The sequence below is a fragment of the Burkholderia sp. BCC1988 genome, from assembly GCF_905339895.1.
GTDB lineage: Bacteria > Pseudomonadota > Gammaproteobacteria > Burkholderiales > Burkholderiaceae > Burkholderia.
Genome location: NZ_CAJPHA010000014.1, coordinates 54242 through 78221, shown reverse-complemented (window position 1 = coordinate 78221; position 23980 = coordinate 54242). Strand labels below are relative to the sequence as shown.

The 23980-nt window shown below is 67.6% G+C and carries 22 protein-coding genes; 6 read left to right on the top strand and 16 right to left on the bottom strand.

The genetic code is table 11. The annotated features are described in order from the left end of the window. The first annotated feature begins 14 nt into the window (after nt 1–14). Entirely contained in the window at nt 15–374 is a 360-nt protein-coding gene (locus U4012_RS20680) for a hypothetical protein (RefSeq protein ID WP_321801120.1), read from the top strand. 94 nt (nt 375–468) lie between these two features. Here U4012_RS20680 and ftsB read toward each other — a convergent pair whose 3' ends face one another. The 9 genes from ftsB to U4012_RS20635 form a co-directional block, all read right to left on the bottom strand. Then, nucleotides 469–894 (bottom strand): cell division protein FtsB, encoded by a 426-nt coding sequence (gene ftsB / locus U4012_RS20675; protein WP_044848176.1) that lies wholly within the window; start codon nt 892–894, stop codon nt 469–471. Between the two features lie 82 nt (nt 895–976). Next, nucleotides 977–2260, bottom strand: a complete 1284-nt coding sequence (gene eno, locus U4012_RS20670; RefSeq protein ID WP_011885396.1) for a phosphopyruvate hydratase — start codon at nt 2258–2260, stop codon at nt 977–979. 106 nt (nt 2261–2366) lie between these two features. After that, entirely contained in the window at nt 2367–3221 is an 855-nt protein-coding gene (gene kdsA / locus U4012_RS20665) for a 3-deoxy-8-phosphooctulonate synthase (RefSeq protein WP_044848177.1), read from the bottom strand. Nucleotides 3222–3224: 3 nt separating this feature from the next. Beyond that, a complete protein-coding gene (locus U4012_RS20660) occupies nt 3225–4877 on the bottom strand; it encodes a CTP synthase (RefSeq protein ID WP_044848178.1) in 1653 nt (550 codons plus the stop codon). A gap of 175 nt (nt 4878–5052) precedes the next feature. Continuing rightward, nucleotides 5053–5898: an alpha/beta fold hydrolase gene (locus U4012_RS20655; protein ID WP_044848179.1), complete on the bottom strand. Its 846-nt coding sequence runs from the start codon at nt 5896–5898 to the stop codon at nt 5053–5055. Between the two features lie 281 nt (nt 5899–6179). Beyond that, entirely contained in the window at nt 6180–8687 is a 2508-nt protein-coding gene (locus U4012_RS20650; protein ID WP_321801114.1) for a DNA internalization-related competence protein ComEC/Rec2, read from the bottom strand. 57 nt (nt 8688–8744) lie between these two features. Continuing rightward, the gene (locus tag U4012_RS20645) at nt 8745–9533 is read right to left on the bottom strand and encodes a TatD family hydrolase (protein ID WP_044848181.1); all 789 of its coding nucleotides are present in this window, start codon (nt 9531–9533) and stop codon (nt 8745–8747) included. A gap of 64 nt (nt 9534–9597) precedes the next feature. Continuing rightward, a complete protein-coding gene (lolD, locus tag U4012_RS20640) occupies nt 9598–10356 on the bottom strand; it encodes a lipoprotein-releasing ABC transporter ATP-binding protein LolD (protein WP_081051465.1) in 759 nt (252 codons plus the stop codon). Further along, nucleotides 10349–11602: a lipoprotein-releasing ABC transporter permease subunit gene (locus tag U4012_RS20635; RefSeq protein ID WP_044848183.1), complete on the bottom strand. Its 1254-nt coding sequence runs from the start codon at nt 11600–11602 to the stop codon at nt 10349–10351. The genes lolD and U4012_RS20635 overlap by 8 nt, the downstream gene beginning before the upstream one ends. Before the next feature lie 146 nt (nt 11603–11748). On the opposite strand from U4012_RS20635, the gene U4012_RS20630 reads away from it, so the two are divergent. From U4012_RS20630 to U4012_RS20610, 5 genes are all read left to right on the top strand, one after another. After that, on the top strand, nt 11749–12825 hold the full coding sequence (locus tag U4012_RS20630; RefSeq protein WP_321801109.1) for a regulator: 1077 nt from the start codon (nt 11749–11751) through the stop codon (nt 12823–12825). A 10-nt stretch (nt 12826–12835) separates the two neighbouring features. Beyond that, a complete protein-coding gene (gene recJ, locus U4012_RS20625) occupies nt 12836–14533 on the top strand; it encodes a single-stranded-DNA-specific exonuclease RecJ (RefSeq protein WP_124488305.1) in 1698 nt (565 codons plus the stop codon). A 183-nt stretch (nt 14534–14716) separates the two neighbouring features. Continuing rightward, nucleotides 14717–15821, top strand: a protein-coding gene (prfB, locus tag U4012_RS20620) for a peptide chain release factor 2 (RefSeq protein ID WP_124488306.1) whose coding sequence is annotated in 2 segments (ribosomal slippage) — nt 14717–14797 and nt 14799–15821 — 1104 coding nt in all. Because the reading frame shifts where the segments join, the coding sequence is not laid out codon by codon here. Nucleotides 15822–15896: 75 nt separating this feature from the next. Then, nucleotides 15897–17423: a lysine--tRNA ligase gene (gene lysS, locus U4012_RS20615; protein WP_321801105.1), complete on the top strand. Its 1527-nt coding sequence runs from the start codon at nt 15897–15899 to the stop codon at nt 17421–17423. Nucleotides 17424–17769: 346 nt separating this feature from the next. Then, on the top strand, nt 17770–18525 hold the full coding sequence (locus U4012_RS20610) for a glycine zipper 2TM domain-containing protein (protein WP_124522148.1): 756 nt from the start codon (nt 17770–17772) through the stop codon (nt 18523–18525). A 126-nt stretch (nt 18526–18651) separates the two neighbouring features. Here U4012_RS20610 and iscX read toward each other — a convergent pair whose 3' ends face one another. The 7 genes from iscX to U4012_RS20575 form a co-directional block, all read right to left on the bottom strand. After that, nucleotides 18652–18861 (bottom strand): Fe-S cluster assembly protein IscX, encoded by a 210-nt coding sequence (gene iscX / locus U4012_RS20605; RefSeq protein WP_040144569.1) that lies wholly within the window; start codon nt 18859–18861, stop codon nt 18652–18654. A gap of 44 nt (nt 18862–18905) precedes the next feature. Then, complete coding sequence (gene fdx, locus U4012_RS20600; protein WP_044848189.1) at nt 18906–19247, bottom strand: ISC system 2Fe-2S type ferredoxin; 342 nt, start codon at nt 19245–19247, stop codon at nt 18906–18908. A gap of 88 nt (nt 19248–19335) precedes the next feature. Further along, on the bottom strand, nt 19336–21204 hold the full coding sequence (hscA, locus tag U4012_RS20595) for a Fe-S protein assembly chaperone HscA (RefSeq protein WP_044848190.1): 1869 nt from the start codon (nt 21202–21204) through the stop codon (nt 19336–19338). Nucleotides 21205–21258: 54 nt separating this feature from the next. Continuing rightward, nucleotides 21259–21786 (bottom strand): Fe-S protein assembly co-chaperone HscB, encoded by a 528-nt coding sequence (gene hscB / locus U4012_RS20590; protein ID WP_044848201.1) that lies wholly within the window; start codon nt 21784–21786, stop codon nt 21259–21261. Between the two features lie 94 nt (nt 21787–21880). Further along, nucleotides 21881–22204 carry an iron-sulfur cluster assembly protein IscA gene (gene iscA, locus U4012_RS20585; protein ID WP_011885413.1) on the bottom strand — a complete coding sequence of 108 codons (324 nt, stop codon included), beginning with the start codon at nt 22202–22204 and terminating at the stop codon, nt 21881–21883. A gap of 64 nt (nt 22205–22268) precedes the next feature. Then, complete coding sequence (gene iscU / locus U4012_RS20580; RefSeq protein ID WP_009691729.1) at nt 22269–22676, bottom strand: Fe-S cluster assembly scaffold IscU; 408 nt, start codon at nt 22674–22676, stop codon at nt 22269–22271. A 68-nt stretch (nt 22677–22744) separates the two neighbouring features. Then, nucleotides 22745–23968, bottom strand: a complete 1224-nt coding sequence (locus U4012_RS20575; protein ID WP_044848191.1) for an IscS subfamily cysteine desulfurase — start codon at nt 23966–23968, stop codon at nt 22745–22747. Nucleotides 23969–23980: the final 12 nt, after the last annotated feature.

Genomic DNA, 23980 nt, shown 5'->3' with positions numbered 1-23980 from the left:
TGCTGGAGAAACACATGAATCGCCCGTTCCGCACTCTCGTCCTGGCCAGCGTCGCAGCCGGCACGCTGGCCCTCGCCGGCTGCGCGGTGCAGCCGCCTTCGTCGACGATCCTGAGCCGCCTGCCCGAGCCGGGCGCGTCGGGCGGCCGGCCGCCCGCCCTGTCGAGCGCGGAGCGCAAACGCTACGACGAGATCGACCGGCAGGTACTGCGCGAGCAGAACGACGCGATGGCGGCCGAGGCCGCCGCGCGCGCCTGGTCGTATTACTCGCCGCCGCCCGTGACGGTCTACGGCGGCTATTACGGCGGCGGCTGGGGCAGCCGATGGGGCACCGGCATCGGCTATGGCTACGGTTACCCGGGCTGGTGGTGGTGACGCGACATCGCGTCGACCGACCCGATTGACGACTGGCAGGAAATAAAAAAGCGCGGCATTTCCCGCGCTTTTTCAATGGTTCGGACTCCCGCGCTCAGTGATGCGCGGCCTTGCCCTTCTCGCCGCCGTGATGCCGCGACGGTTTCGCGATCGACTGCGGGTTCGGCACGACACGCACGGGTGCCGCGGACACGGTACCGCGCGTCGACGTGCTCGACGGCGTGTTGTTCAGCGGGCTGGCCGGCGCGTTCGGCGATACGAACTGCACGAACACTTCGCCGTCCTTCACCATGCCCATCTCGTAGCGCGCGCGCTCCTCGATGGCCGCGGTACCGCCCTGCAGATCCTGCACTTCGCCCGCGATCCGTTCATTGCGCAGCTTCTCGTCCGCATTCTTCTGCAGCTGATCGCCGAGCTGCTGGCGCAATTCGTGCACCCGCAACCAGCCGCCGTGTCCCCACCATAGGGGGTACTGAATGAGCGCCAGCAAGGCAATCAGGACGACAGTGACAAGCCGCATGTAAGAGACGCAGATATAAGAAGCGCCGCTCCGCGCGACATGCACAGAGCGGCGTCGAGATGACGAACCCGATAGTAGCGCGTTAGCGCAGGTTATAGAAAGCCGATTTGCCCGGGTAGCTCGCGATGTCGCCGAGATCTTCCTCGATGCGCAGCAGCTGGTTGTACTTCGAGATGCGGTCGCTGCGCGACAGCGAACCCGTCTTGATCTGACCGGCGTTCAGGCCGACCGCGATGTCCGCGATCGTCGAATCTTCCGTTTCGCCCGAGCGGTGCGAGATCACGGCCGTGTAGCCCGCGCGCTTCGCCATTTCGATTGCCGCGAACGTTTCGGTCAGCGTACCGATCTGGTTGATCTTGATGAGGATCGAGTTCGCGATGCCCTTCTCGATGCCTTCCTTCAGGATGCGCGTGTTCGTGACGAACAGGTCGTCGCCGACGAGCTGCACCTTCTTGCCGAGGCGCTCGGTCAGCAGCTTCCAGCCGTCCCAGTCGCCTTCGTGCATGCCGTCCTCGATCGACACGATCGGGAACTTGTCGGCGAGCGTCGCGAGGTAGTCGGTGAATTCGGCCGACGACAGTTGCAGGCCTTCGCCCGCGAGCTGGTACTTGCCGTCGTGGTAGAACTCGGAGGCTGCGCAGTCGAGCGCGAGCAGCACGTCTTCGCCCGCACGGTAGCCGGCCTTCTCGATCGCCTGCAGGATCGTCGACAGGCACTCGTCGTTGCTGCCGAAGTTCGGCGCGAAGCCGCCTTCGTCGCCGACTGCCGTGCTCATGCCGCGGTCGCTCAGGATCTTCTTCAGTGCGTGGAACACTTCCGCGCCGCAACGCAGGGCTTCACGGAACGTCGGCTGGCTCACCGGGACGATCATGAATTCCTGGATGTCGAGGCTGTTGTTCGCGTGCGCGCCGCCGTTGACGATGTTCATCATCGGGACCGGCAGCTGCATCGCGCCCGAGCCGCCGAAGTAGCGGTACAGCGGCAGGCCGGCTTCTTCAGCCGCCGCCTTCGCGACGGCCATCGACACGGCCAGCATCGCGTTCGCGCCGAGGCGCGACTTGTTGTCGGTGCCGTCCAGCTCGAGCAGCGTCTTGTCGAGGAACGCCTGTTCCGACGCGTCGAGGCCCATGATGGCTTCGGAGATTTCGGTGTTGATGTGCTCGACCGCTTTCAGCACGCCCTTGCCGTTGTAGCGGCCGGCTTCGCCGTCGCGCAGTTCGATCGCTTCACGCGAGCCGGTGGACGCGCCCGACGGCACCGCCGCGCGGCCCATCGTGCCCGATTCGAGCAGCACGTCGCATTCGACGGTGGGGTTGCCGCGCGAATCCAGAATCTCGCGGCCGATGATATCTACGATGGCACTCATGGGTTTCCTCTGAGAATGACGATGGATTCTTCAAACTGCGACGGCATGCGCGCCGACACTGCTTACGCTACTGACGCGCGAAGCCGTCGCATGGTTCATTCGATCTTTAGTTGAAATCGTTTTCCAGGAACGGATTGCGCTTCACCGCCTGGTCGAGCGTGACGAGGGTCTCCAGCAGCGCGCCCATCCGGTTCAGCGGCACCGCGTTCGGGCCGTCCGACTTCGCTTCGGCCGGATTCGGGTGCGTTTCCATGAACAGGCCCGCAACACCCGTCGCGACGGCAGCACGCGCGAGCACCGGCACGAATTCGCGCTGGCCGCCCGAGCTCGTGCCCTGCCCGCCCGGCAGCTGCACCGAGTGGGTCGCATCGAACACGACCGGCGCGTTCGTCTCGCGCATGATCGCGAGCGAGCGCATGTCCGACACAAGGTTGTTGTAGCCGAACGAGACGCCGCGCTCGCACGCCATGAAGCGGTCTTCCGACAGCCCGGCTTCACGCGCCGCGTCGCGCGCCTTGTCGATCACGTTCTTCATGTCGTGCGGCGCGAGGAACTGGCCCTTCTTGATGTTGACGGGCTTGCCCGAGCGTGCGCACGCGTGGATGAAGTCGGTCTGGCGGCACAGGAACGCGGGCGTCTGCAGCACGTCGACGACCGACGCGACCTGCTCGATCTCCTCGATCGAATGCACGTCGGTCAGCACCGGCAGGCCGAGCTGGCGCTTCACCTCGCCGAGGATCCGCAGGCCCTCGTCCATTCCGAGGCCGCGAAACGACTTGCCCGAGCTGCGATTCGCCTTGTCGTAGGACGACTTGTAGATGAACGGGACGTTCAGCTTCTCGCAGATCTCCTTCAGGCGGCCCGCCGTGTCGATCGTCATCTGCTCCGATTCGACGACGCAGGTACCCGCGATCAGGAAGAAAGGCTGGTCGAGACCGACCTCGAAATCGCACAGCTTCATGCTTTACACTCCGCGCGCTTGCTTGTTGGCGAGCGCGGCTTCGACGAACGACTTGAAGAGGGGATGACCGTCACGCGGCGTGGACGTGAATTCCGGGTGGAACTGGACGCCGACGAACCACGGGTGCATCGAGCGCGGCAGCTCCATCATTTCCGGCAGATCCTCGCTCGGGGTACGGGCGCTGATGATAAGGCCGCCGGCTTCGAGCTGGGGCACGAAGCGGTTATTGACTTCATAACGGTGGCGATGGCGCTCGTTCACGTCCTTGCCATAGATCTCTTCGGCCATCGTGCCGGGCTTGATCGGGCAGCGTTGCGAGCCGAGGCGCATCGTGCCGCCGAGATCGGATTCCTCGGTGCGCGTCTCGACCTTGCCTTCGCGGTCGTGCCACTCGGTGATCAGCGCGACCACGCGTTCCGGCGTTTCCGGATCGAATTCCGTGCTGTTCGCCTGCTTCAGGCCGACGACGTCGCGCGCGAATTCGATCACCGCGAGCTGCATGCCGAGACAGATGCCGAGGTACGGCACCTTCGCCTCGCGCGCATAGCGGATCGCCGCGATCTTGCCTTCCGTGCCGCGACGGCCGAAACCGCCCGGCACCAGCACGGCGTCGAGATGCTTCAGGCTGTCGACACCGTTCGTCTCGACCTCTTCCGAGTCGATGTACTCGATGTTGACCTTGGTCGACGTGTGCAGCGATGCGTGGCGCAGCGCCTCGATCAGCGACTTGTACGACTCGGTCAGATCGACGTACTTGCCGACCATGCCGATCGTCACTTCGTGCTTCGGGTTTTCCAGCTTCTCGACGAGCTCCGACCACATGCTCAGGTCGGCGTCCTTCGGCGACAGCTTCAGCTCTTCGCAGATGATCCGGTCGAGGCCCTGGTCGTGCAGCATCTGCGGAATCTTGTAGATGCTGTCGGCGTCCCACACCGAGATCACGGCGTCTTCCGGCACGTTCGAGAACATCGAGATCTTCTTCGATTCGTCGTCCGGGATGCGGCGGTCCGCACGGCACAGCAGCACGTGCGGCAGGATGCCGATCTCGCGCAGCTTCTGCACGCTGTGCTGGGTCGGCTTCGTCTTCAGCTCGCCGGCCGTCGCGACGTACGGCACGAGCGTCAGGTGCACGAAGCACGCGCTGTTGCGGCCGAGGCGCAGGCTCATCTGGCGCGCGGCCTCGAGGAACGGCAGCGACTCGATGTCGCCGACCGTGCCGCCGATCTCGACGATCGCGACGTCCGGTTCGCCGCAGGTGGCCGATGCCGCCCCGCGCTCGATGAACGCCTGGATTTCGTTCGTGATGTGCGGAATCACCTGCACGGTCTTGCCGAGATAGTCGCCGCGGCGTTCCTTGCGGATCACCGATTCGTAGATCTGGCCGGTCGTGAAGTTGTTGGCCTTGCGCATCTTCGTGCTGATGAAGCGCTCATAGTGGCCGAGGTCGAGGTCGGTCTCCGCTCCGTCTTCCGTCACGAACACTTCGCCGTGCTGGAACGGGCTCATCGTGCCGGGGTCGACGTTGATGTAGGGATCGAGTTTGAGGAGGGTGACTTTCAGACCGCGCGATTCGAGGATCGCGGCGAGAGAGGCGGCGGCAATACCCTTGCCGAGGGAAGAAACTACGCCGCCGGTGACGAAAACATATTTGGTCATCGCTGGATGCTCGCGGGAAAAACGGATTATACCGTAAAGCCCGCCCTTCTCTCAGCAATTGACGCGATGATCCCGCCCTTTCGCGCTGTGCCGCGCCAGCCGTGCGCGCCGGGGCGAACCGGCCGGCCGGACGGTGCAACCGCGCACGCCGGACGCGGAGCACCGGACCAAGGCGTCAGGCGCTGTTCGCGAGCGCCGCGCTGTCTCGCGGCACGCCGCCCTCCGCCGTTTTCAGCGAATTCAGCATCCGCTGCAATGCGCGGGCCGTCTCGATCGGCCGCTCCATCGGGAACAGGTGGCTGCCCTCGATCCATTCGATGCGCCCGCGCGCGGCGCGGCGCGTCGCCTCGAGCCCGACCTGCCGCACCTCGCGCGAGCGCGTGCCGGCGAGAAAGCCGAGCGGCACCGGCGCGCCGTGCGCGAGCCGCGGGCCGAGCGTGTGCGGCAGCGTCCGGTAGATCAGGTATTCGACCTGCCGGTCGAATGCGAGCGCGCGTTCGCCGTCGGCGCCCGCCTGCGGGATGCCGTGGTCGATGTAGTCCGACAGCATCCGCTCGTCCCAGCGCGCGAACGCGGGTTTCTCGTGAAAGTGCCGCCAGGCTTCGTCGCGGCTCGCCCAGCGCGTGCGCCGGTTGCGCGTCGCGGCCGCCGGCGACAGCCGCTCGTCGAGCCCCGCCCACTGGCTCGCGCGCAGCGCGCCGGCGCGCCATCCCGCGATGATCGGTGAATCGATCATCACCACGCCGCGCACCCAGTGCGGTTTTTTCAGCGCGGCCATCAGCGACAGGTAGCCGCCGAGCGAATGGCCGACGAGCCAGACCGGGCGCTCGTAGCGGCTGCCGATGTCGTCGAGCAGCTGCTCGACGAGATGCGGCCAGTCGCGCGTCACCGGGTAGCGGCGGTCGTGACCGATGCGCTCGATGTAACGCAGGTCGTAGTCGTCTGCCAGCTCGGCGAAGATCGTCCGGTACGTCGAGGCCGGAAAACCGTTCGCATGCGAGAAGTGGAGGATGTCCTTCAAACGCCAATGTCTCCTTTGTCGATCGGAGTTAGCGCTTCAGCGCTTACTCCGATCCCATGCTTCGCGGTCGACGGGAGTTGGCGCTTTAGCGCTTACTCCTGTCCCATGCTTCGCGGTCGACGGGAGTTGGCGCTTCAGCGCCTACTCCTGTCCCATGCTTCGCGGTCGACCGGAGTTGGTGCTTTAGCACTTACTCCCGCCCCATGCTTCGCGATCGGCGGGCTCCGCTGCTCCAGCACCTCTCCGGTCTCTTCGTTCCTGCTGCGCGCGATCACACCAACTCACCGGTCCATCCAGTACCGTCGCTGCGCATCGCGATAACGCTCGAACGCAAAACCGCCGTTAGCCGGCGCGACGTCGAACCGCACGGCCCCGTCGCGATCGGTGCGTGGCAGCGGAATCCCGCGCGCCTCGTAGCGTGCGAGGACCGTCCGGTGCGGATGCCCGAAGCGATTGCGATAGCCTACAGGAAATACCGCGACGCGCGGCCCGACCGAATCGAGGAAAGGCTCGACCGACGACGTGCGGCTGCCATGGTGCGGCACGACGAGGATCTGCGCGGCCAGCGCGTCGCGCGCATCGGCCACCAGGCGGCGCTCGGCGCGTGCCTCGATGTCGCCCGTCAGCAGGGCCGACGTGCCCACCGCGTCGATGCGCAGCACGCACGATTGTTCGTTCGACGGACCGGCCCCCGCCACGTGCGGCGGCCACAGCATCGTGAACACGACACCGTCCCAGCTCCACCGCTGCCCGGCCGCGCAAGGCAACCGATCGGTCACGCCGGCCGCCTGCGCGTCGCGCCACAGCCGATGCCGCGGCGCGATGCCGGCAAGCAGCTGACGCACCTCGACCGCCGCATAGACGGCCGCCGCGCCGCCCGCGTGATCGGCGTCCGCATGACTGAGCACGAGCGTATCGACGGTCCGGATTCCGCGCGAGCGCAACGACGGCGCAACGATCCGCTGGCCGGCATGGGTCGACTCCGGCCCCGGCCCCGCATCGAACAGCAAGGTCCGGCGTGCGGTCTCGACCAGCACCGACGCGCCCTGCCCGACGTCGAGCACGGTCAGGCGAAAACCGCCTGGCGGCGGCGCATCGGATGCGGGCGCGACGAGCGGCAGCCACGTGATCGGCGCGGCCCAGCGCAGCGGCCAGCCGCGCGGCATCAACACCCATGCGACGCCGATGCACGCCAGCATCAACACCGGCCAGTCGGGCATGCGCAGCCCGAATACGCCGGCCGGCCAGTCGGCGAGATGCCCCAGCAGCGCCATCATCGGTTCGAGCTCCGCATGCGCGAGCCGGAACGCATAGCCGTCCAACGGCGCGGGCAACCCGATACCGGCGAGCACGACCGGCGTCACGACGGCGCTGACCCACGGAATCGCAAATGCATTGCCGAACGGCCCCGATACCGAGATTTGCGCGAACCACGCGGCCGTCAGCGGCGCGAGGCCGATCGTCACCGCGTACTGCACGCGCGTGGCCTCCGCGATTCGGCGCCCGGCACGCGCGCACCCTGCTCTCAGCCACCGCCAGCGGTCGACCGCGGCGGTGCCATCCCCCGCACCGTCGCCGCTGTCGCGCCCGTCGCCCCCGTCGAATTCGCGCACCGCGCGCCAGCCCGCGACCGCCATCAGGATTACCGCGACCGCGCCGAACGACAGCCAGAAACCGGCGGACAACACGGCCCACGGATCGGCGAGCAGCACGCCGCCGAGCGCCGCGCACAGCACCGCGGAGGTCGGCACGCTGCGTCCGGCCAGATAGGCGGCCGCACCGGCCGCGATCATCCACCATGCGCGCTGCGCCGGCACGTTGAAGCCGGCGAGCGCCGCATAGCCGGCGGCGGCCGCCAGCGCGGCAACGGAAGCCACGTAAGGCGCGGGTATCATCAGCGCCGCCGCACGTCCTCGCCAGCGCAGACGCCGCCAGACGATCGATGCGATCCCGCCGGCGAGCGCGCCGACGAGCCCGACGTGCAGCCCGGAGATCGCGACCAGATGACTCGTGCCCGTATTGCGCAGCACGCGCCACGCGTCGTCGCCGATGCCGGATTGATCGCCGACCGCGAGCGCGGTCACGATGCCGCGATGGCGCGCGCCGCTGCCGAGCGCATCGCCGATACCGGCACGCAGCGCGTCGCGCAGCCGATCGATCGACGCGCGCCATCCCGACGCACGCGCGTCGAGCAGTTCCGCCCGCTCGGGCGCGACCACATAGCCGATCGCGCGAATGCCCGCGGCGAGCCATGCCGCCTCGCTGTCGCGCACGCCGGGATTCGCCTCGGCATGCGGACGCTTCAGGCGCACGACGAGGCGCCAGCGCTGCGCGGCGCGCAAATCGGGCATCGCGTCGCGTGCCGCGGGCGCGCCGTACGTGCGCCATGACAACCGGATCACGGGAGGAAACCGGGCCAGCGCCGCATCGTTCGATTCGACGGCAAACAGCAGTCGCGCGCCGGTGTCGTCGATCACCGGCAACCCGCGGATCACGCCCGTGACGACGATGTTGCGCCCTTCCCGCTCGACGGGCAGGCTGTCACGCAGCCGCCATTCGGCGCGCGCGGCCGCATAGCCGAATCCGATCGCACCGGCGGCGCACGCGCACAGCACCCACCGGAGCGCGACGATCGCGCGGGTTCGACGGCGCCGCGCACACCATGCGAGCAGCGCGCCGCAACCGGCCAGCACGGCCGCCCCGCCTGCCCAGACGCCCGCGCCCGGCAACGCCGCCTGCCGCTGCAGCACGACGACGCCGAGCGCGAACGCGATCCACCACACGCGCATCGCGCCTCCTCGTCGACCTGGCGCCGCCGCTGTCGACACGGCGCCTTCCGGCAACGATTATGCGGACGAAAGGGCGAGTCGCGGCAGCGCGGCGAGCGCGTTAGCCGTTGTGGATAGGGACAGCGCGTGCGCGTCGATCCCGCGCAGCTCGGCGAGCACGGCACCGATGCGCGGCACCTGGTCGGGCGCATTGCGGGACTTGTACGCCCATTCGGGCGCGATGTCGGGCGCGTCGGTCTCGACGACGATCGCGTCGAGCGGCAACTGCGCGGCGAGCCGGCGGATCTGCAACGCGCGTCCGAACGTCACGTTGCCGCCGAAACCGAGATGCAGCCCCTGTGCGAGATACGCGTCGGCCTGCTGGAAACTGCCGTTGAACGCATGCGCGATGCCGCGCCGCACGCCGAAGCGGCGCAGCCCGGCGAGCACGCGGTCCTGCGACTTGCGCACGTGGCACAGCACCGGCAGGTCGAATTCCCGCGCGAGCTTGAGCTGCCCCTGATAGAAGAATTGCTGCCGCGCTTCGTCGAGCCCCGGCACGAAGTAGTCGAGCCCGATCTCGCCGATCGCGACGAAGCGCGGATCGTCGAGGCTCGCCTCGATCTCCATGCGCAGCCGGTCGAGATCCTCGTCGCGTGCGTGCGGCGTATACATCGGGTGGATGCCGAGCGCATAGACCGCGCCCGGTGTGCGCTGCGCCAGTTCGCGCACGGTCGTGAAGTTGTCGCGCCCGATGCTCGGAATCACGATGCGCGACACGCCGGCCGCACGCGCCGCCTGCGTGACCGCGTCGCGGTCGGCGTCGAATTCGGCGGCATCGAGATGGCAATGCGTATCGATCCACATGGCGGCTTTCCTGCGTCCCGCCGCAACGCCGGGACTCGTCCGGCGGCACGGCGGAGGCGTTCGTTCACACCGGCAGCGCCGGCTCCTCGTGCAGCACGCCGTCGCGCAGGCGCATGATGCGGTCGCAGCGCGCGGCGAGCTCGGGATCGTGCGTGACGATCACGAAGCTCGTTTCGAGCGTCTCGGACAACTCGAGCATCAGGTTGAACACGGTATCGGCCGTCGTGCCGTCGAGGTTGCCGGTCGGCTCGTCGGCCAGCACGCAGGCCGGCTTCGTCACCAGCGCGCGCGCGATCGCGACGCGCTGCCGCTCGCCGCCCGACAGCTCGCCCGGCCGGTGCTTCGCACGCGGGCCGAGACCGACACGTTCGAGCATCGCCTGTGCCTGCGCGCGCGCGTCCTCGGTCGTCATCCGGCGGATGCGCAGCGGCATCGCGACGTTGTCGAGCGCGGTGAATTCCGGCAGCAGGTGATGGAACTGGTAGACGAAGCCGAGCGCGCGGTTGCGCAGCTCGTTGCGCTCGCGCTCGGCGAGCTGCGTAAACGGCTTGCCGAGCAGCGACACTTCGCCCGCGCTCGGTTCGTCGAGGCCGCCCAGCACGTGCAGCAGCGTGCTCTTGCCGGAGCCCGACGCGCCGACGACCGCCAGCTTCTCGCCGCGTCGCACCGTCAGCTCGGTGTTGTTGAGCACCTGCACGTTGAAGCCGCCCTGCACGAACGCCTTCGTGATCCCGCGCGCCTGAAGCACGTATTCCTGCATACCTGCCGAATCCTGTCTGATGGGTTGTCGTGAATCCGCGAATGCGGTCGCGCGATCATTCATAGCGCAGCGCCTCCGCCGGCTTCACCTTCGCGCCGCGCCAGCTCGGATAGAGCGTCGCGACGGCCGACAGCACGAACGCGATCAGGCCGATCTTGATGACATCGCCCGCGACGAGCTCGGACGGCAGCTCGCTGATGAAGTACACCGACGGCGGCAGGAACTGCACGCCGAACAGATGCTCGATCATCGGGATCAGCCACGGAATGCTCCACGCGATCAGGCAGCCAAGCGCGACGCCCGATGCGGTGCCGACGAAGCCGATCGTCACGCCCTGCACGACGAAGATCTTCATGATCGAGCCCGGCTGCGCGCCGAGCGTGCGCAGGATCGCGATGTCGGCCTGCTTGTTGGTCACCGTCATCACGAGCGACGACACGAGGTTGAACGCGGCCACCGCGATGATCAGCGTGAGGATGATGAACATCATCCGCTTCTCGATCTGCACGGCCGAGAACCAGGTCTTGTTCTGCTGGGTCCAGTCGCGGATGTACAGGCTGCCCGACAGCGTATGCGACAGCTCGACCGCGACCTGCGGCGCCTTCTGCATGTCGGTGAGCCGCAGCCGCACGCCGGTCGGCGCGGCCATCCGGAACAGCGCCTCCGCGTCGCGGATGTTGATCATCGCGAGCGTGCTGTCGTATTCGTAGTGGCCCGACTCGAACACGCCGACGACCGTGAACTGCTTGAGCCGCGGCATCATCCCGGCCGGCGTGATCGTGCCTTCGGGGGCGACGAGCGTGACCTTGTCGCCGACCGTCACGCCGAGGTTGCCGGCGAGCGCGTCGCCGAGCACGATGCCGAACTGGCCGGGCACGAGCGCGGCGAGCTGGCCTGCCTTCATGTCCTTGCCGATGTCCGACACCTGCGGTTCGAGCGACGGCTCGACGCCGCGCAGCATCACGCCGCTCACCGCGTCCTGGCGCGTGAGCAGCGCCTGCGCGTCGACGTACGGCGCCGCGCCCGTCACCGACGGATTGCGGCGCGCTTCCTGCGCGGTCAGTTGCCAGTCGGGCATCGAGCCGGTCGGCGAAAACACCTCGACGTGCGCGAGCACCGACAGCATGCGGTCGCGCACTTCCTTCTGGAAGCCGTTCATCACGGACAGCACGACGATCAGCGCCGCGACGCCGAGCGCGATCCCGAGCATCGACACGAGCGCGATGAAGGAAATGAAGCCGTTGCCGGTCGTGCGTTTGCCGGCGCGCGTGTAGCGCCAGCCGATCTGCCATTCGTACGGAAGTTTCAAGCGAATCCTTTCTGCTGGTTACGGCGGGGATGGCGGCCCGAGGCCGGAGCGCCGCCCGGGGCGCGGTCGAAAAAAGCGGTCGCCGGACGCAATCGGGCCCAATCGGACCGTCAGCCGGCCCGATCACGCGCGCAGTTTGCCATACAATGCGCACCATCATGCACGACCGACGCCTCCATTTTCTCGTTCCGTTCGCGCTGCCGTCGGCGGCCGATGCGGCCTCGTCCCTGCACACGCTGGACAGCCCCGCGCTCGAAAAGTTGCTCGCCCGCGCGAGCCTCGTCGAGCGCGTGGCCGGCGAGGACTTCCAGCGCACGCTGCCGCACGAGCGCTGGCTGGCCCGCCGGTTCGGCGCGACCCAGGGCAACGCCGCCGACGAGGCGCCGCTCGCGCCCTACATGCTGCTGGCGGACGGCGGCGACCCGGGCACCCAGGCCTGGGCGTGCGTCGAGCCCGTCCATGTCGAAATCGCGCACGATCACCTCGTGCTCGTCGACCCGGCGAGCCTCGCGCTCGACGACGGCGACGCCGCCGCGTTGCTGGCGGTCGCGCGCCCGCTGATCGAGGAGCTCGGCGTGCGACTGGAAGCGCCGCATCCGGCGCGCTGGTACCTGTCCAGCGAGCAGCTCGCCCGCCTCGCCGGCGCCGCGCCGCTGCGCGCCAGCGGCCGCAACATCGAGATCTGGTTGCCGCACGAGGCGCACACCGGCGAACGCTCGCGGATGTGGATGAAGCTGCAGAACGAAGTGCAGATGGCGTGGTTCCAGCATCCGGTCAACGAAGCGCGCGAAGCGCGCGGGTTGCCCGCCGTCAATTCGATCTGGTTCCACGCGCAGGGCACGCTGAAGCCGGTCGGCAAGCCGTTCGCGCGCGTGCTGTCCGTGTCGCCCGCCGCGCTCGGCCTCGCGCGCGCGGCCCAGGCCGAGGCCGGCGCCGCGCCGGCCGCATTCGGCGCACTACCCGCCGCCGCCGGCGCGACGCTCGTCGAGCTGCCCACGCTGTCCGCCCCGTTCATCGAACAGGACTGGGCACGCTGGCACGACGCGCTCGCCGCGCTCGAGCGCGACTGGTTCGCGCCCGCCCTCGCCGCGCTGCAGAACGGCGAGCTGGCCGGCGTCGACTTCACGCTGTGCGGCGACACCAGCTCCGTGACGCTGCACGCGACGCGCGGCGACCTGCGCAAGTTCTGGCGCCGCCGCGCGCTGGCATCCCTGTTCGAATAACCCGACCTGTATGACCCGGATCGTTACCCGCCCCGTCGCGCCCGCCGACGCCGAAGCGCTCGCGCGCCACGGCCTGCATCCCGTCCTCGCGCGCCTGTATGCGTCGCGCGGCGTGCAGTCCCCGACCGACATCGAAACCGCGCTCGCGCGCCTCGTGCCGCCCACCGAACTGAAAGGCTGCGCGGACGCCGCGGCGCTGCTCGCCGACGCGATCGCCGACCAGCGGCGCCTGCTGGTCGTCGCCGACTACGACTGCGACGGCGCGACCGCCTGCGCGGTCGCGGTGCGCGGCCTGCGGATGTTCGGTGCGCAAATCGACTATCTGGTGCCGAACCGCTTCGAATACGGCTACGGGCTCACGCCCGAGATCGTCGAACTCGCGGCCGCGCGCAAGCCCGACCTGCTGATCACCGTCGACAACGGGATCGCGAGCGTCGCGGGCGTCGAGGCCGCGAACGCACGCGGCATCGACGTGCTCGTGACCGACCACCACCTGCCCGGCGACGCGCTGCCCGCCGCGCGCGCGATCGTCAACCCGAACCAGCCCGGCTGCGCGTTCCCGAGCAAGCACATCGCCGGCGTCGGCGTGATGTTCTACGTGCTGCTCGCGCTGCGCGCCGAGCTGCGCCGCCGCGGCGCATTCGCGAGCAAGGAGGCCGAACCGCGTCTCGACGGGCTGCTCGACCTCGTCGCGCTCGGCACCGTCGCCGACGTCGTGCGGCTCGACGGCAACAATCGCGTGCTCGTCGCACAGGGGCTGCAGCGCATCCGCAACGGCCGCATGCAGCCGGGCATCGCCGCGCTGTTCCGCGCCGCCGGCCGCGAGGCGCGCACCGCATCGGGCTTCGACCTCGGCTTCGGCCTCGGCCCGCGCCTGAACGCCGCCGGGCGGCTCTCGGACATGTCGCTCGGCATCGAGTGCCTGATCACCGACGACATCGGCCGCGCGTGGGACCTCGCGCAGCAGCTCGACGTGATGAACCGCGAGCGCCGCGAGATCGAGGCCGGCATGCAGCAGCAGGCGCTCGCCGATCTCGCCGACGTCGATCCGGCCGACGCGTGCACGATCACGCTGTTCAATCCCGAATGGCACCAGGGCGTGATCGGCATCGTCGCCGGACGGCTCAAGGAGAAATTCCACCGCCCGTCGTTCACGTTCGCGCATGCGGACGAGGCCGGCACGCGGGTCAAGGGTTCGGGCCGCTCGATTCCCGGCTTCCACCTGCGCGATGCGCTCGACCTCGTGTCGAAGCGCGAGCCCGACCTGATCGTCGCGTTCGGCGGCCACGCGATGGCGGCCGGTCTCACGCTCGACACCGACAACGTGCCGCGCTTCGCGGCCGCGTTCGAGGCCGTCGCGCGCGAATGGCTGTCCGACGACGCGCTGGCGCGCGTGATCGAGACCGACGGCGAACTCGAGGAAGCGTATTTCACGCCGCAGTTCGTCGGGCTGCTCGACGAAGCCGTCTGGGGCCAGGGCTTTCCGGCCCCGCTTTTCTCCGGCGAATTCGACGTCGTGTCGCAGTCGCTCGTGAAGGAAAAGCACCTGAAGCTGCAACTGGCGCGCGGCCGTCAGCGCTTCAACGCGATCTGGTTCAACCACACCGAGCCGCTGCCGGCGAGCGCGCTGATCGCGTACCGGCTCGTGGCCGACACGTGGAACGGCGTGACGCGCGTCCAGCTGATCGTCGAACACGCGGCCGGCTGAACGCCAACCGGCCGGCCACCCGGCCCGCGGGGCCCGCGGGCCATGTGCAGACCACATGCGAACCACATGCGCGCCGCGCCGGACGGGGCCGCGGCGCGCACGCAAGCACACTTCGCGTCACCGGGAAACCCTGCCGATCGGCTATAATTCCGCTTTTTTACGAAGCAAGAATAGCGAACGATCATGGAAGCGGAACGTCTCAACGCGATCGAAAGCTCCCTGCTCGACCTGCGCAACCGCGCGGGCGAGCTTCGGGGGTATCTTTGACTACGACGCCAAAGCTGCGCGTCTGACCGAAGTCAACAAGGAACTCGAGGACCCGAACGTCTGGAACGATTCGAAGAACGCCCAGGCGCTCGGTCGCGAGAAGAAGCTGCTCGAAGGCGTCGTCACGACGCTGACGGCGCTCGATAGCGACCTGCGCGATGCGCTCGACCTGTTCGAGCTCGCACGCGAGGAAGGCGACGAAGACACCCTCGTCGCATCGGAAGACGACGCGAAGAAGCTCGAAGCACGCGTCGGCGACATCGAGTTCCGCCGGATGTTCTCGAACCCGGCCGACCCGAACAACTGCTTCATCGACATCCAGGCCGGCGCCGGCGGCACCGAAGCGTGCGACTGGGCATCGATGCTGCTGCGCCAGTACCTGCGCTACTGCGAACGCAAGGGCTTCAAGGCCGAGGTGCTCGAAGAGTCCGACGGCGACGTCGCCGGCATCAAGAACGCGACGGTCAAGGTCACGGGCGAATACGCATACGGCTTCCTGCGCACCGAAACGGGCATCCACCGCCTCGTGCGCAAGTCGCCGTTCGACTCGTCGGGCGGCCGTCACACGTCGTTCTCGTCGGTGTTCGTCTATCCGGAAATCGACGATTCGATCGAAGTCGAGATCAACCCGGCCGACCTGCGCATCGACACGTACCGCGCCTCGGGCGCGGGCGGCCAGCACATCAACAAGACCGACTCCGCGGTGCGGATCACGCACATGCCGACCGGTATCGTCGTGCAGTGCCAGAACGACCGCTCGCAGCACCGCAACCGCGCCGAAGCAATGGCGATGCTGAAATCGCGCCTGTACGAAGTCGAAATGCGCAAGCGCCAGGCCGAACAGGACAAGCTCGAATCGAGCAAGACCGATGTGGGCTGGGGCCACCAGATCCGTTCGTACGTGCTCGACCAGAGCCGCGTGAAGGACCTGCGCACGAACGTCGAAATGAGCAACACGAGAGCCGTCCTCGACGGCGATCTCGACGACTTCATCAGCGCGAGCCTCAAACAGGGCGTGTAAGCGCCGCGGCGCGGCCCCTCCGGTCGCGCCGCCCTTCCCGTTGCGTTGCCGCACCCACTCCGAATTCCGACCATCATGACCGAACCGACCCAAACGCAGCCCGCCGTCGCGGCGGACGAAAACCAGATCATCGCCGAGCGCCGCGAGAAGCTGCGCGCACTGCGCGAGCAAGGCGTCGCCTATCCGAACGATTTCCGGCCGACGCATCACGCCGCCGATCTCCAGGTGAAATTCGCCGACTCGGACAAGGCCGCGCTCGAAGCGAACCCGGTCGAGGTGTCGGTCGCCGGCCGCATGATGCTCAAGCGCGTGATGGGCAAGGCGAGCTTCGCGACGGTGCAGGACGGTTCGGGCCAGATCCAGTTCTTCGTGACGCCGAACGACATCGGCGCGGAAACCTACGACGCATTCAAGAAGTGGGACCTGGGCGACATCGTCGCCGCACGCGGCGTGCTGTTCCGCACCAACAAGGGCGAGCTGTCGGTCCAGTGCAAGGAACTGCGCCTGCTGTCGAAGGCGCTGCGTCCGCTGCCGGACAAGTTCCACGGCCTCGCCGACCAGGAAATGCGTTATCGCCAGCGCTATGTCGACCTGATCGTCACGCCGGAAACGCGCGACACGTTCCGCGCGCGCACCAAGACCATCGCGTCGATCCGCAAGTTCATGGACAACGCCGACTTCATGGAAGTCGAGACGCCGATGCTGCACCCGATCCCGGGCGGCGCCGCGGCCAAGCCGTTCGTCACGCACCACAACGCGCTCGACATGCAGATGTTCCTGCGCATCGCGCCGGAGCTGTACCTGAAGCGCCTGATCGTCGGCGGTTTCGAACGCGTGTTCGAGATCAACCGCAACTTCCGGAATGAAGGCGTGTCGCCGCGCCACAACCCGGAATTCACGATGATGGAGTTCTACGCCGCGTACACCGACTACCGCTGGCTGATGGACTTCACCGAGCAGCTGATCCGCCAGGCGGCGATCGATGCGCTCGGCACCGCGACGATCCAGTACCAGGGCCGCGAGCTCGATCTCGCGAAACCGTTCCACCGCCTGACGATCACGCAGGCGATCCAGAAGTACGCGCCGCAGTACACCGACGGCCAGCTGTCGGACGACGCGTTCCTGCGTTCCGAACTGAAGCGCCTCGGCGTCGACGTGTCGCAGCCGGCCTTCCTGAACGCCGGCATCGGCGCGCTGCAGCTCGCGCTGTTCGAGGAAACCGCCGAATCGCAGCTGTGGGAGCCGACCTACATCATCGACTACCCGGTCGAAGTGTCGCCGCTCGCACGCGCGTCGGACACGGTGCCGGGCATCACCGAGCGTTTCGAGCTGTTCATGACCGGCCGCGAGATCGCGAACGGCTTCTCGGAGCTGAACGATCCGGAAGACCAGGCCGCGCGCTTCAAGAAGCAGGTCGAGCAGAAGGATGCCGGCGACGAGGAAGCGATGTTCTTCGACGCCGACTACATCCGCGCGCTCGAACACGGGATGCCGCCGACGGGCGGTTGCGGGATCGGCATCGACCGTCTCGTGATGCTGCTGACCGACAGCCCGACGATCCGCGACGTGCTGCTGTTCCCGCACCTGCGCCGCGAAGACTGACGGCCGTGCCCGCGTGTGCGCCGCCCCTCGCGGCGCGCACGCGTCAGCTTTGTAACCACGCGTAAATCCCGCCTGCCGGCGTTCGCCGGTTTTCGATCCTCCCCCGTTTTATTCCCTCGTCGCGACGGCCTTCTCCGGGTTTTCCCTGTAGCAAACGCCGATCCCGCGCTGCAATTCGTTACACCTTGATACGGTGCGCCGCTCGCTCGTGGACGACACTCCTGTTGCGTCACCACGCATGACCACGGGACCAGAACGAGGCGCCGGAACGCCAAGTCTGCTCGCTCCCGAGCGTGGGATCCGGCCAGCGCCAACGTGCGAAACCGGGTCGACACCGGAGAAGAAAATGGACAACCAGAATCAAACCACGCCGCAAAAGCAACGCCTGCACCCGCTCATCGCGACCGCCGCAGGCGCCGTCATCGTCGCCAGCCTCGCCGCCACTGCCGCGATCACGGGCATCTTCCCGAAGGCCAGCAGCAACAACGCGCAGAACGGCCAGACCCAGGCCGCGCTGATCGCGTCGCAGCCGGCTGTCGATACGGCGGCAGCTGCCAGCGCCGCGCTCGCCGCGCAAGCGCAGCAGCAGGCAGCCGAACAGGCCGCGCAGAAGGCTGCGGCCGAGAAAGCCGCTGCGGAGAAGGCAGCTGCGGCACAAGCCGAGCCGCGGCCCGCGCCGCGCCCGGCAGCCACGCACCACCGCCATACGCCGGCACCGCAACCGCCGCAATACGCACAACAGCCGTCCGCACCCGCGCAGCCGGCCTATTGCCAGACCTGCGGCACGGTCGTCGCGATTACGCAGACGCGCACGCCGGGCCAGAGCTCGGGGATCGGCGCGGTCGGCGGCGCAGCGGCCGGCGGCCTGCTCGGCAACCAGTTCGGTCACGGCAACGGCCGCACCGCGATGACGATCATCGGCGCGCTCGGCGGCGGTCTCGCCGGCAACCAGGTCGAGAAGCAGGTGCGCGCGGAAACCGACTACCAGGTGCAGGTCCAGATGGAAAGCGGCGCGACGCGCACGTTCACGTACCACAACCCGCCGCCGTTCGGCCAGGGCCAGCGCGTGCGGATCGAGAACGGCACGCTGGTCGGCTCGTAATGCATGACGAATCGCCGCGCGGCTCTTGCGCCGCGCGGAAATGAAAAAGGCTCGTGACGCGTCACGAGCCTTTTCCTTTTGCGGGAGCGTTGCCGGCGCCACGCGGTGCGGGCGTCGGCGCGAACCTCAGTCTTCGTCGTCGAAGTCCGATTCGTCGATCCAGTGAGCCTGGATCGCTTCGAGGATCTTCTCGCCCGAGTGCGCCGGGTCGTCGGTGAAGCCGTCCAGCTCGATGACCCATTGGCGCAGGTCGACGAAATTGATCCGCTGCGGATCGACGTCCGGATGCTTGTCTGCCAGCGCGATGGCGATTTCGCGCGAATCGGTCCATTTCATGGCCTGCTCTCCCGTATACGTGGCGAGTCCGCCCCGCCGATCCGTCAGTGATTTTCCTTCGCGTGGTTGATCGAGTACTTCGGGATCTCGACCACCAGGTCCGAATCTTCCTTCACGATCGCCTGGCACGACAGGCGCGATGTCGGCTCGAGGCCCCATGCCTTGTCGAGCAGGTCGTCTTCGTCCTCCTCGGACGGCTCGAGATCGTTGAAGCCCTCGCGGATCACCACGTGGCAGGTCGTGCACGCGCACGACTTCTCGCACGCATGCTCGATTTCGATCCCGTGGTCGAGCAGGTTGTCGCAAATACTCTTGCCGGGCGTCGCGTCGATCACTGCGCCGTCCGGGCACAGTTCGACGTGAGGCAGCACCACCAGTTGAGGCATGTCCGTTCCGTCAGTCAGGGTGCGGCGGCTGGCGCCGCACGGTTCAATATCGTGCGGGCCGTCGCCGGCCCGCATGCATTTCGTTCGTTCAGATCTCGTCGAGGCGGCGGCCCGACAGTGCGCGCTTGATGCTCTTGTCCATCCGGCGCGCCGCGAATTCGTCGGTGCCGTCGGCCAGCGTCTTGGTCGCGGTCTCGATCGCGTCCGTGTCGTCGCCCTGCGCGATCGTGCGCAGCGCCGCGACGAGCGCGTCGACCTGCGTGCGTTCGGCATCGTCGAGCAATTCGCCGTCGGCCGCCAGCGCCGCCTGCGTCGCCTCGATCATCCGCTCGGCCTCGACCTGCGCTTCGCGCAGCGCGCGTGCCCGCATGTCGATCTCGGCGGTCTTGAAGCTGTCCTCGAGCATCTTCGCGATGTCGTCGTCGGCGAGGCCGTACGACGGCTTCACGACGACCGACGCCTCGACGCCCGAATGCTGCTCGCGCGCGAACACCGACAGCAACCCGTCCGCATCGACCTGGTAGGTCACGCGGATGCGCGCCGCACCGGCCGTCATCGGCGGGATGCCGCGCAGCTCGAAGCGCGCGAGCGAGCGGCAGTCGGCGACGAGCTCGCGCTCGCCCTGCACGACGTGGATCGCCATCGCGGTCTGGCCGTCCTTGAAGGTCGTGAATTCCTGCGCACGCGCGATCGGAATCGTCGAATTGCGCGGAATGATCTTCTCGACGAGACCGCCCATCGTCTCGACGCCGAGCGACAGCGGAATCACGTCGAGCAGCAGCCAGTCGTCGCCGCTGCCGCGATTGCCGGCGAGCAGGTCGGCCTGAATCGCCGCGCCGAGAGCGACGACCTGGTCCGGATCGAGGTTGACGAGCGGCGGCTGGCCGAAATACTTCGCGACCGCCTCGCGGATCACCGGCATGCGCGTCGCGCCGCCGACCAGCACGACGCCCTTGATGTCGGCCGGGCTCACCTGCGCATCGCGCAGGGCCTTGCGGGTCGGCGTCAGCGTACGCTGCACGAGCGGCTCGACGAGCGCGGCGAACGTGTCGTGCGAGATCGTCTGCACGAGGTGTGCACCGGTCGACAGCGTCACGTCGAGCGACGCCTGCGGCGCGGACGACAGCGCTTCCTTCAGCACGCGCACGCGATCGAGCAGCAGGCGCACGTCCTCGGGCGCGAGCGCCTTCGCGTCGATGCCGGCCTGCGCAAGTACGTGACCGAACAGCGCGTGGTCGAAATCGTCGCCGCCGAGTGCGGAATCGCCGCCCGCGGCCAGCACTTCGAATACGCCCTTCGTCAGCTTCAGGATCGACAGGTCGAACGTGCCGCCGCCGAGGTCGTACACCGCGTAGAGGCCTTCGGCCGCGTTGTCGAGACCGTAGGCGATCGCGGCCGCGGTCGGTTCGTTCAGCAGGCGCAGCACGTTGAGGCCAGCGAGGCGCGCGGCGTCTTTCGTCGCCTGGCGCTGCGCGTCGTCGAAGTACGCGGGCACCGTGATCACCGCGCCGACCAGATCGTCGCCGAGCGTGTCTTCCGCACGGTAACGCAGCGTCGCGAGAATCTCGGCCGACACTTCGACCGGGCTCTTCACGCCGTCGATCGTACGGATCTGCACCATGCCGGGTGCATCGACGAATTCGTACGGCGCGTTCGCCGCGCCTTCGACCTCGGCCTTGCCGCGGCCCATGAAGCGCTTGACCGACACGATCGTGTTGCGCGGATCGGTCGCGGCCTGCTCCTTCGCTTCGTGACCGATGCGGCGGCCGCCCTTCTCCAGATAACGGACCACCGACGGCAGCAGCGCGCGGCCCGCTTCGTCCGGCAGCACTTCGGGCACGCTGTTGCGCACGGCCGCGACGAGCGAGTTCGTCGTGCCGAGATCGATCCCGACAGCGAGTCGCCGCTGGTGCGGCGCCGGCGCCATGCCCGGTTCGGAAATTTGCAGTAAAGCCATCTTGGTTCGTTCGGGCGCTCGGCCCGTTTGCTGCGCGTGCCGCGAGGCACGCGGTTAAGTTTCGAGGCGCTCGATCTGCGCGCCCACTTCCGACGCGACCCGTTCGATGAACATCAGCTGGCGCACGGCCTCGGCGGCGGCCTGGTCGGCCGCGCTGTCGAGCAGCGTGCCGAGGCGCTCGAGGCGCACGCGCTTTTCGTCGCGCAGCTCGGCGAGCAGCGCATCGAGCGCGTCGACGTTGCGGGCAGCCGCGGCATCCTCGATGCCTTCGCGCCACTCCATCTGCTGCATCAGGAACGCGGGCTCCATCGCGGTGTTGTTTTCGGCACCGATGTCGACGCCGCGCAGCGACAGCAGATAGGTCGCGCGCTTCAGCGGATCGCGCAGCGTGCGGTAGGCTTCGTTCGCACGGGTCGCCCATTGCATCGCGATGCGCTTTTGCGCGTCGCCGGCCGCCGCGAAGCGGTCCGGGTGCACCTGCGTCTGCACCGTGCGATAGGCGCTGTCGAGCGCCGTCTCGTCGAGCGCGAATTGCGCCGGCAGGTGAAACAGATCGAAGTGGCTGTCTTTCAGCGAAACCATCGTCGCGTTCAATTCCGGTTCGTCGCGCGGCAAACGCCGCACATTAAAAAGGCGGCCCGTGCCGCCTCTTGCCCGCATCGCGCGGAAACCCGCGTCACACGCGGAACGATTCGCCGCAGCCGCACTCGTCCTTCACGTTCGGGTTGTTGAACTTGAACCCCTCGTTCAGGCCTTCGCGTGCGAAGTCGAGCTCGGTGCCGTCGATGTACGCGAGGCTCTTCGGGTCGACGACGACCTTCACGCCATGGCTCTCGAACACCTGATCCTCGGGAGCCAGCTCGTCGACATACTCGAGCTTGTACGCGAGCCCCGAGCACCCGGTCGTGCGAACGCCAAGCCGCAGGCCCACACCCTTGCCGCGACGGACGAGGTATTTCTGGACGTGCTGTGCTGCTTTTTCGGTCAGTGTAATTGCCATGATGTCCTTGCCGCGGCGCGCCACCCGGGCCCGCCGCGATCCTTCACAAGCCGCTCGATGCCGCTCAGGCTGCTGCCTGATCGCCTTCCTTGGTGTCGTGGCGCTTCTTGTAGTCGGCCACGGCTGCCTTGATCGCGTCTTCCGCGAGAATCGAGCAGTGAATCTTCACCGGCGGCAGGGCCAGCTCTTCGGCGATCTGCGTGTTCTTGATCGACAGTGCCTCGTCGAGGGTCTTGCCCTTCACCCACTCGGTCACGAGCGAGCTCGACGCGATGGCCGAGCCGCAGCCGTACGTCTTGAACTTCGCGTCTTCGATCACGCCGTCCGCGCCGACGCGGATCTGCAGCTTCATCACGTCGCCGCAGGCCGGCGCGCCGACCATGCCCGTGCCGACCGCGTCGTCGTCTTTCGCGAACGAACCGACGTTACGCGGGTTTTCGTAGTGATCCAGAACCTTGTTGCTGTATGACATGACTCAAACTCCTTGACTCGTTACGTCTGCGTGCGCAAATCCGCCCGCGAATGTATTCAATGCGGTGTTCAGTGTGCGGCCCATTCGATCGTCGACAGATCGATGCCTTCCTGGTGCATTTCCCAGAGCGGCGACAGTTCGCGCAGCTTCGCGATCTTGCTGTTCAGCAGGTTGATCACGAAGTCGACGTCCTGCTCCGTCGTGAAGCGGCCGACCGTGAAGCGGATCGAGCTGTGCGCGAGTTCGTCGTTGCGGCCGAGTGCACGCAGCACGTACGACGGCTCCAGCGACGCCGACGTGCAAGCCGAGCCCGACGACACCGCGACGTCCTTGATCGCCATGATCAGCGACTCGCCTTCGACGAAGTTGAAGCTGATGTTCAGGTTGTGCGGGACACGGTGCTCCATGTCGCCGTTCACGTACGTTTCCTCGATCTGCGACAGGCCGCGCAGCAGCTTGTCGCGCAGCATGCGGATGCGCTCGTTCTCGGTCGCCATTTCTTCACGCGCGATGCGGAACGCTTCGCCCATGCCGACGATCTGGTGCGTCGCCAGCGTGCCCGAACGCATGCCGCGCTCGTGGCCGCCGCCGTGCATCTGCGCTTCGATGCGCACGCGCGGCTTGCGACGCACGTACAGCGCGCCGATGCCCTTCGGGCCGTAGGTCTTGTGCGCCGAGAACGACATCAGGTCGACCTTCAGCTTCGCGAGGTCGATCTCGACCTTGCCGGTCGACTGTGCGGCGTCCACGTGGAACACGATGCCCTTCTCGCGGCAGATCTCGCCGATCGTCTCGATGTCCTGGATCACGCCGATCTCGTTGTTCACGTGCATCACGGATACGAGGATCGTGTCCGGGCGCAGCGCGGCCTTGAACACGTCGAGGTCGATCAGGCCGTCTTCCTTCACGTCGAGATAGGTGACTTCGAAGCCGTCGCGCTCGAGCTCGCGGCAGGTGTCGAGCACGGCCTTGTGCTCGGTCTTCACCGTGACGATGTGCTTGCCCTTGCCCTTGTAGAAGTTCGCGGCACCCTTGATCGCGAGGTTGTCCGATTCCGTTGCGCCGGACGTCCAGATGATCTCGCGCGGATCCGCGTTCACGAGCGCAGCCACCTGTTCGCGCGCTTCCTCGACCGCGCGTTCCGCATCCCAGCCGTACGCGTGGCTGCGCGATGCCGGGTTGCCGAACTGCTCGCGCAGGTACGGCACCATCTTGTCGACCACGCGCGGGTCGACCGGCGTCGTCGCGCTGTAATCCATGTAGATGGGCAGGTGGAGAGTCTCTTGGGTCATCTGTCGCTCCGG

What these genes read in the sequence shown, in the direction of transcription:
- eno (WP_011885396.1), bottom strand. Translation starts at nt 2,260, where the DNA reads ATGAGTGCCATCGTAGATATCATCGGCCGCGAGATTCTGGATTCGCGC.
- kdsA (WP_044848177.1), bottom strand. Translation starts at nt 3,221, where the DNA reads ATGAAGCTGTGCGATTTCGAGGTCGGTCTCGACCAGCCTTTCTTCCTG.
- lysS (WP_321801105.1), top strand. Translation starts at nt 15,897, where the DNA reads ATGACCGAACCGACCCAAACGCAGCCCGCCGTCGCGGCGGACGAAAAC.
- hscB (WP_044848201.1), bottom strand. Translation starts at nt 21,786, where the DNA reads ATGGTTTCGCTGAAAGACAGCCACTTCGATCTGTTTCACCTGCCGGCG.
- hscA (WP_044848190.1), bottom strand. Translation starts at nt 21,204, where the DNA reads ATGGCTTTACTGCAAATTTCCGAACCGGGCATGGCGCCGGCGCCGCAC.
- U4012_RS20575 (WP_044848191.1), bottom strand. Translation starts at nt 23,968, where the DNA reads ATGACCCAAGAGACTCTCCACCTGCCCATCTACATGGATTACAGCGCG.
- U4012_RS20680 (WP_321801120.1), top strand. Translation starts at nt 15, where the DNA reads ATGAATCGCCCGTTCCGCACTCTCGTCCTGGCCAGCGTCGCAGCCGGC.
- ftsB (WP_044848176.1), bottom strand. Translation starts at nt 894, where the DNA reads ATGCGGCTTGTCACTGTCGTCCTGATTGCCTTGCTGGCGCTCATTCAG.
- lolD (WP_081051465.1), bottom strand. Translation starts at nt 10,356, where the DNA reads ATGAATGATCGCGCGACCGCATTCGCGGATTCACGACAACCCATCAGA.
- U4012_RS20610 (WP_124522148.1), top strand. Translation starts at nt 17,770, where the DNA reads ATGGACAACCAGAATCAAACCACGCCGCAAAAGCAACGCCTGCACCCG.
- iscU (WP_009691729.1), bottom strand. Translation starts at nt 22,676, where the DNA reads ATGTCATACAGCAACAAGGTTCTGGATCACTACGAAAACCCGCGTAAC.
- recJ (WP_124488305.1), top strand. Translation starts at nt 12,836, where the DNA reads ATGACCCGGATCGTTACCCGCCCCGTCGCGCCCGCCGACGCCGAAGCG.
- iscA (WP_011885413.1), bottom strand. Translation starts at nt 22,204, where the DNA reads ATGGCAATTACACTGACCGAAAAAGCAGCACAGCACGTCCAGAAATAC.
- U4012_RS20645 (WP_044848181.1), bottom strand. Translation starts at nt 9,533, where the DNA reads ATGTGGATCGATACGCATTGCCATCTCGATGCCGCCGAATTCGACGCC.
- fdx (WP_044848189.1), bottom strand. Translation starts at nt 19,247, where the DNA reads ATGCCTCAACTGGTGGTGCTGCCTCACGTCGAACTGTGCCCGGACGGC.
- U4012_RS20660 (WP_044848178.1), bottom strand. Translation starts at nt 4,877, where the DNA reads ATGACCAAATATGTTTTCGTCACCGGCGGCGTAGTTTCTTCCCTCGGC.
- U4012_RS20630 (WP_321801109.1), top strand. Translation starts at nt 11,749, where the DNA reads ATGCGCACCATCATGCACGACCGACGCCTCCATTTTCTCGTTCCGTTC.
- U4012_RS20650 (WP_321801114.1), bottom strand. Translation starts at nt 8,687, where the DNA reads ATGCGCGTGTGGTGGATCGCGTTCGCGCTCGGCGTCGTCGTGCTGCAG.
- iscX (WP_040144569.1), bottom strand. Translation starts at nt 18,861, where the DNA reads ATGAAATGGACCGATTCGCGCGAAATCGCCATCGCGCTGGCAGACAAG.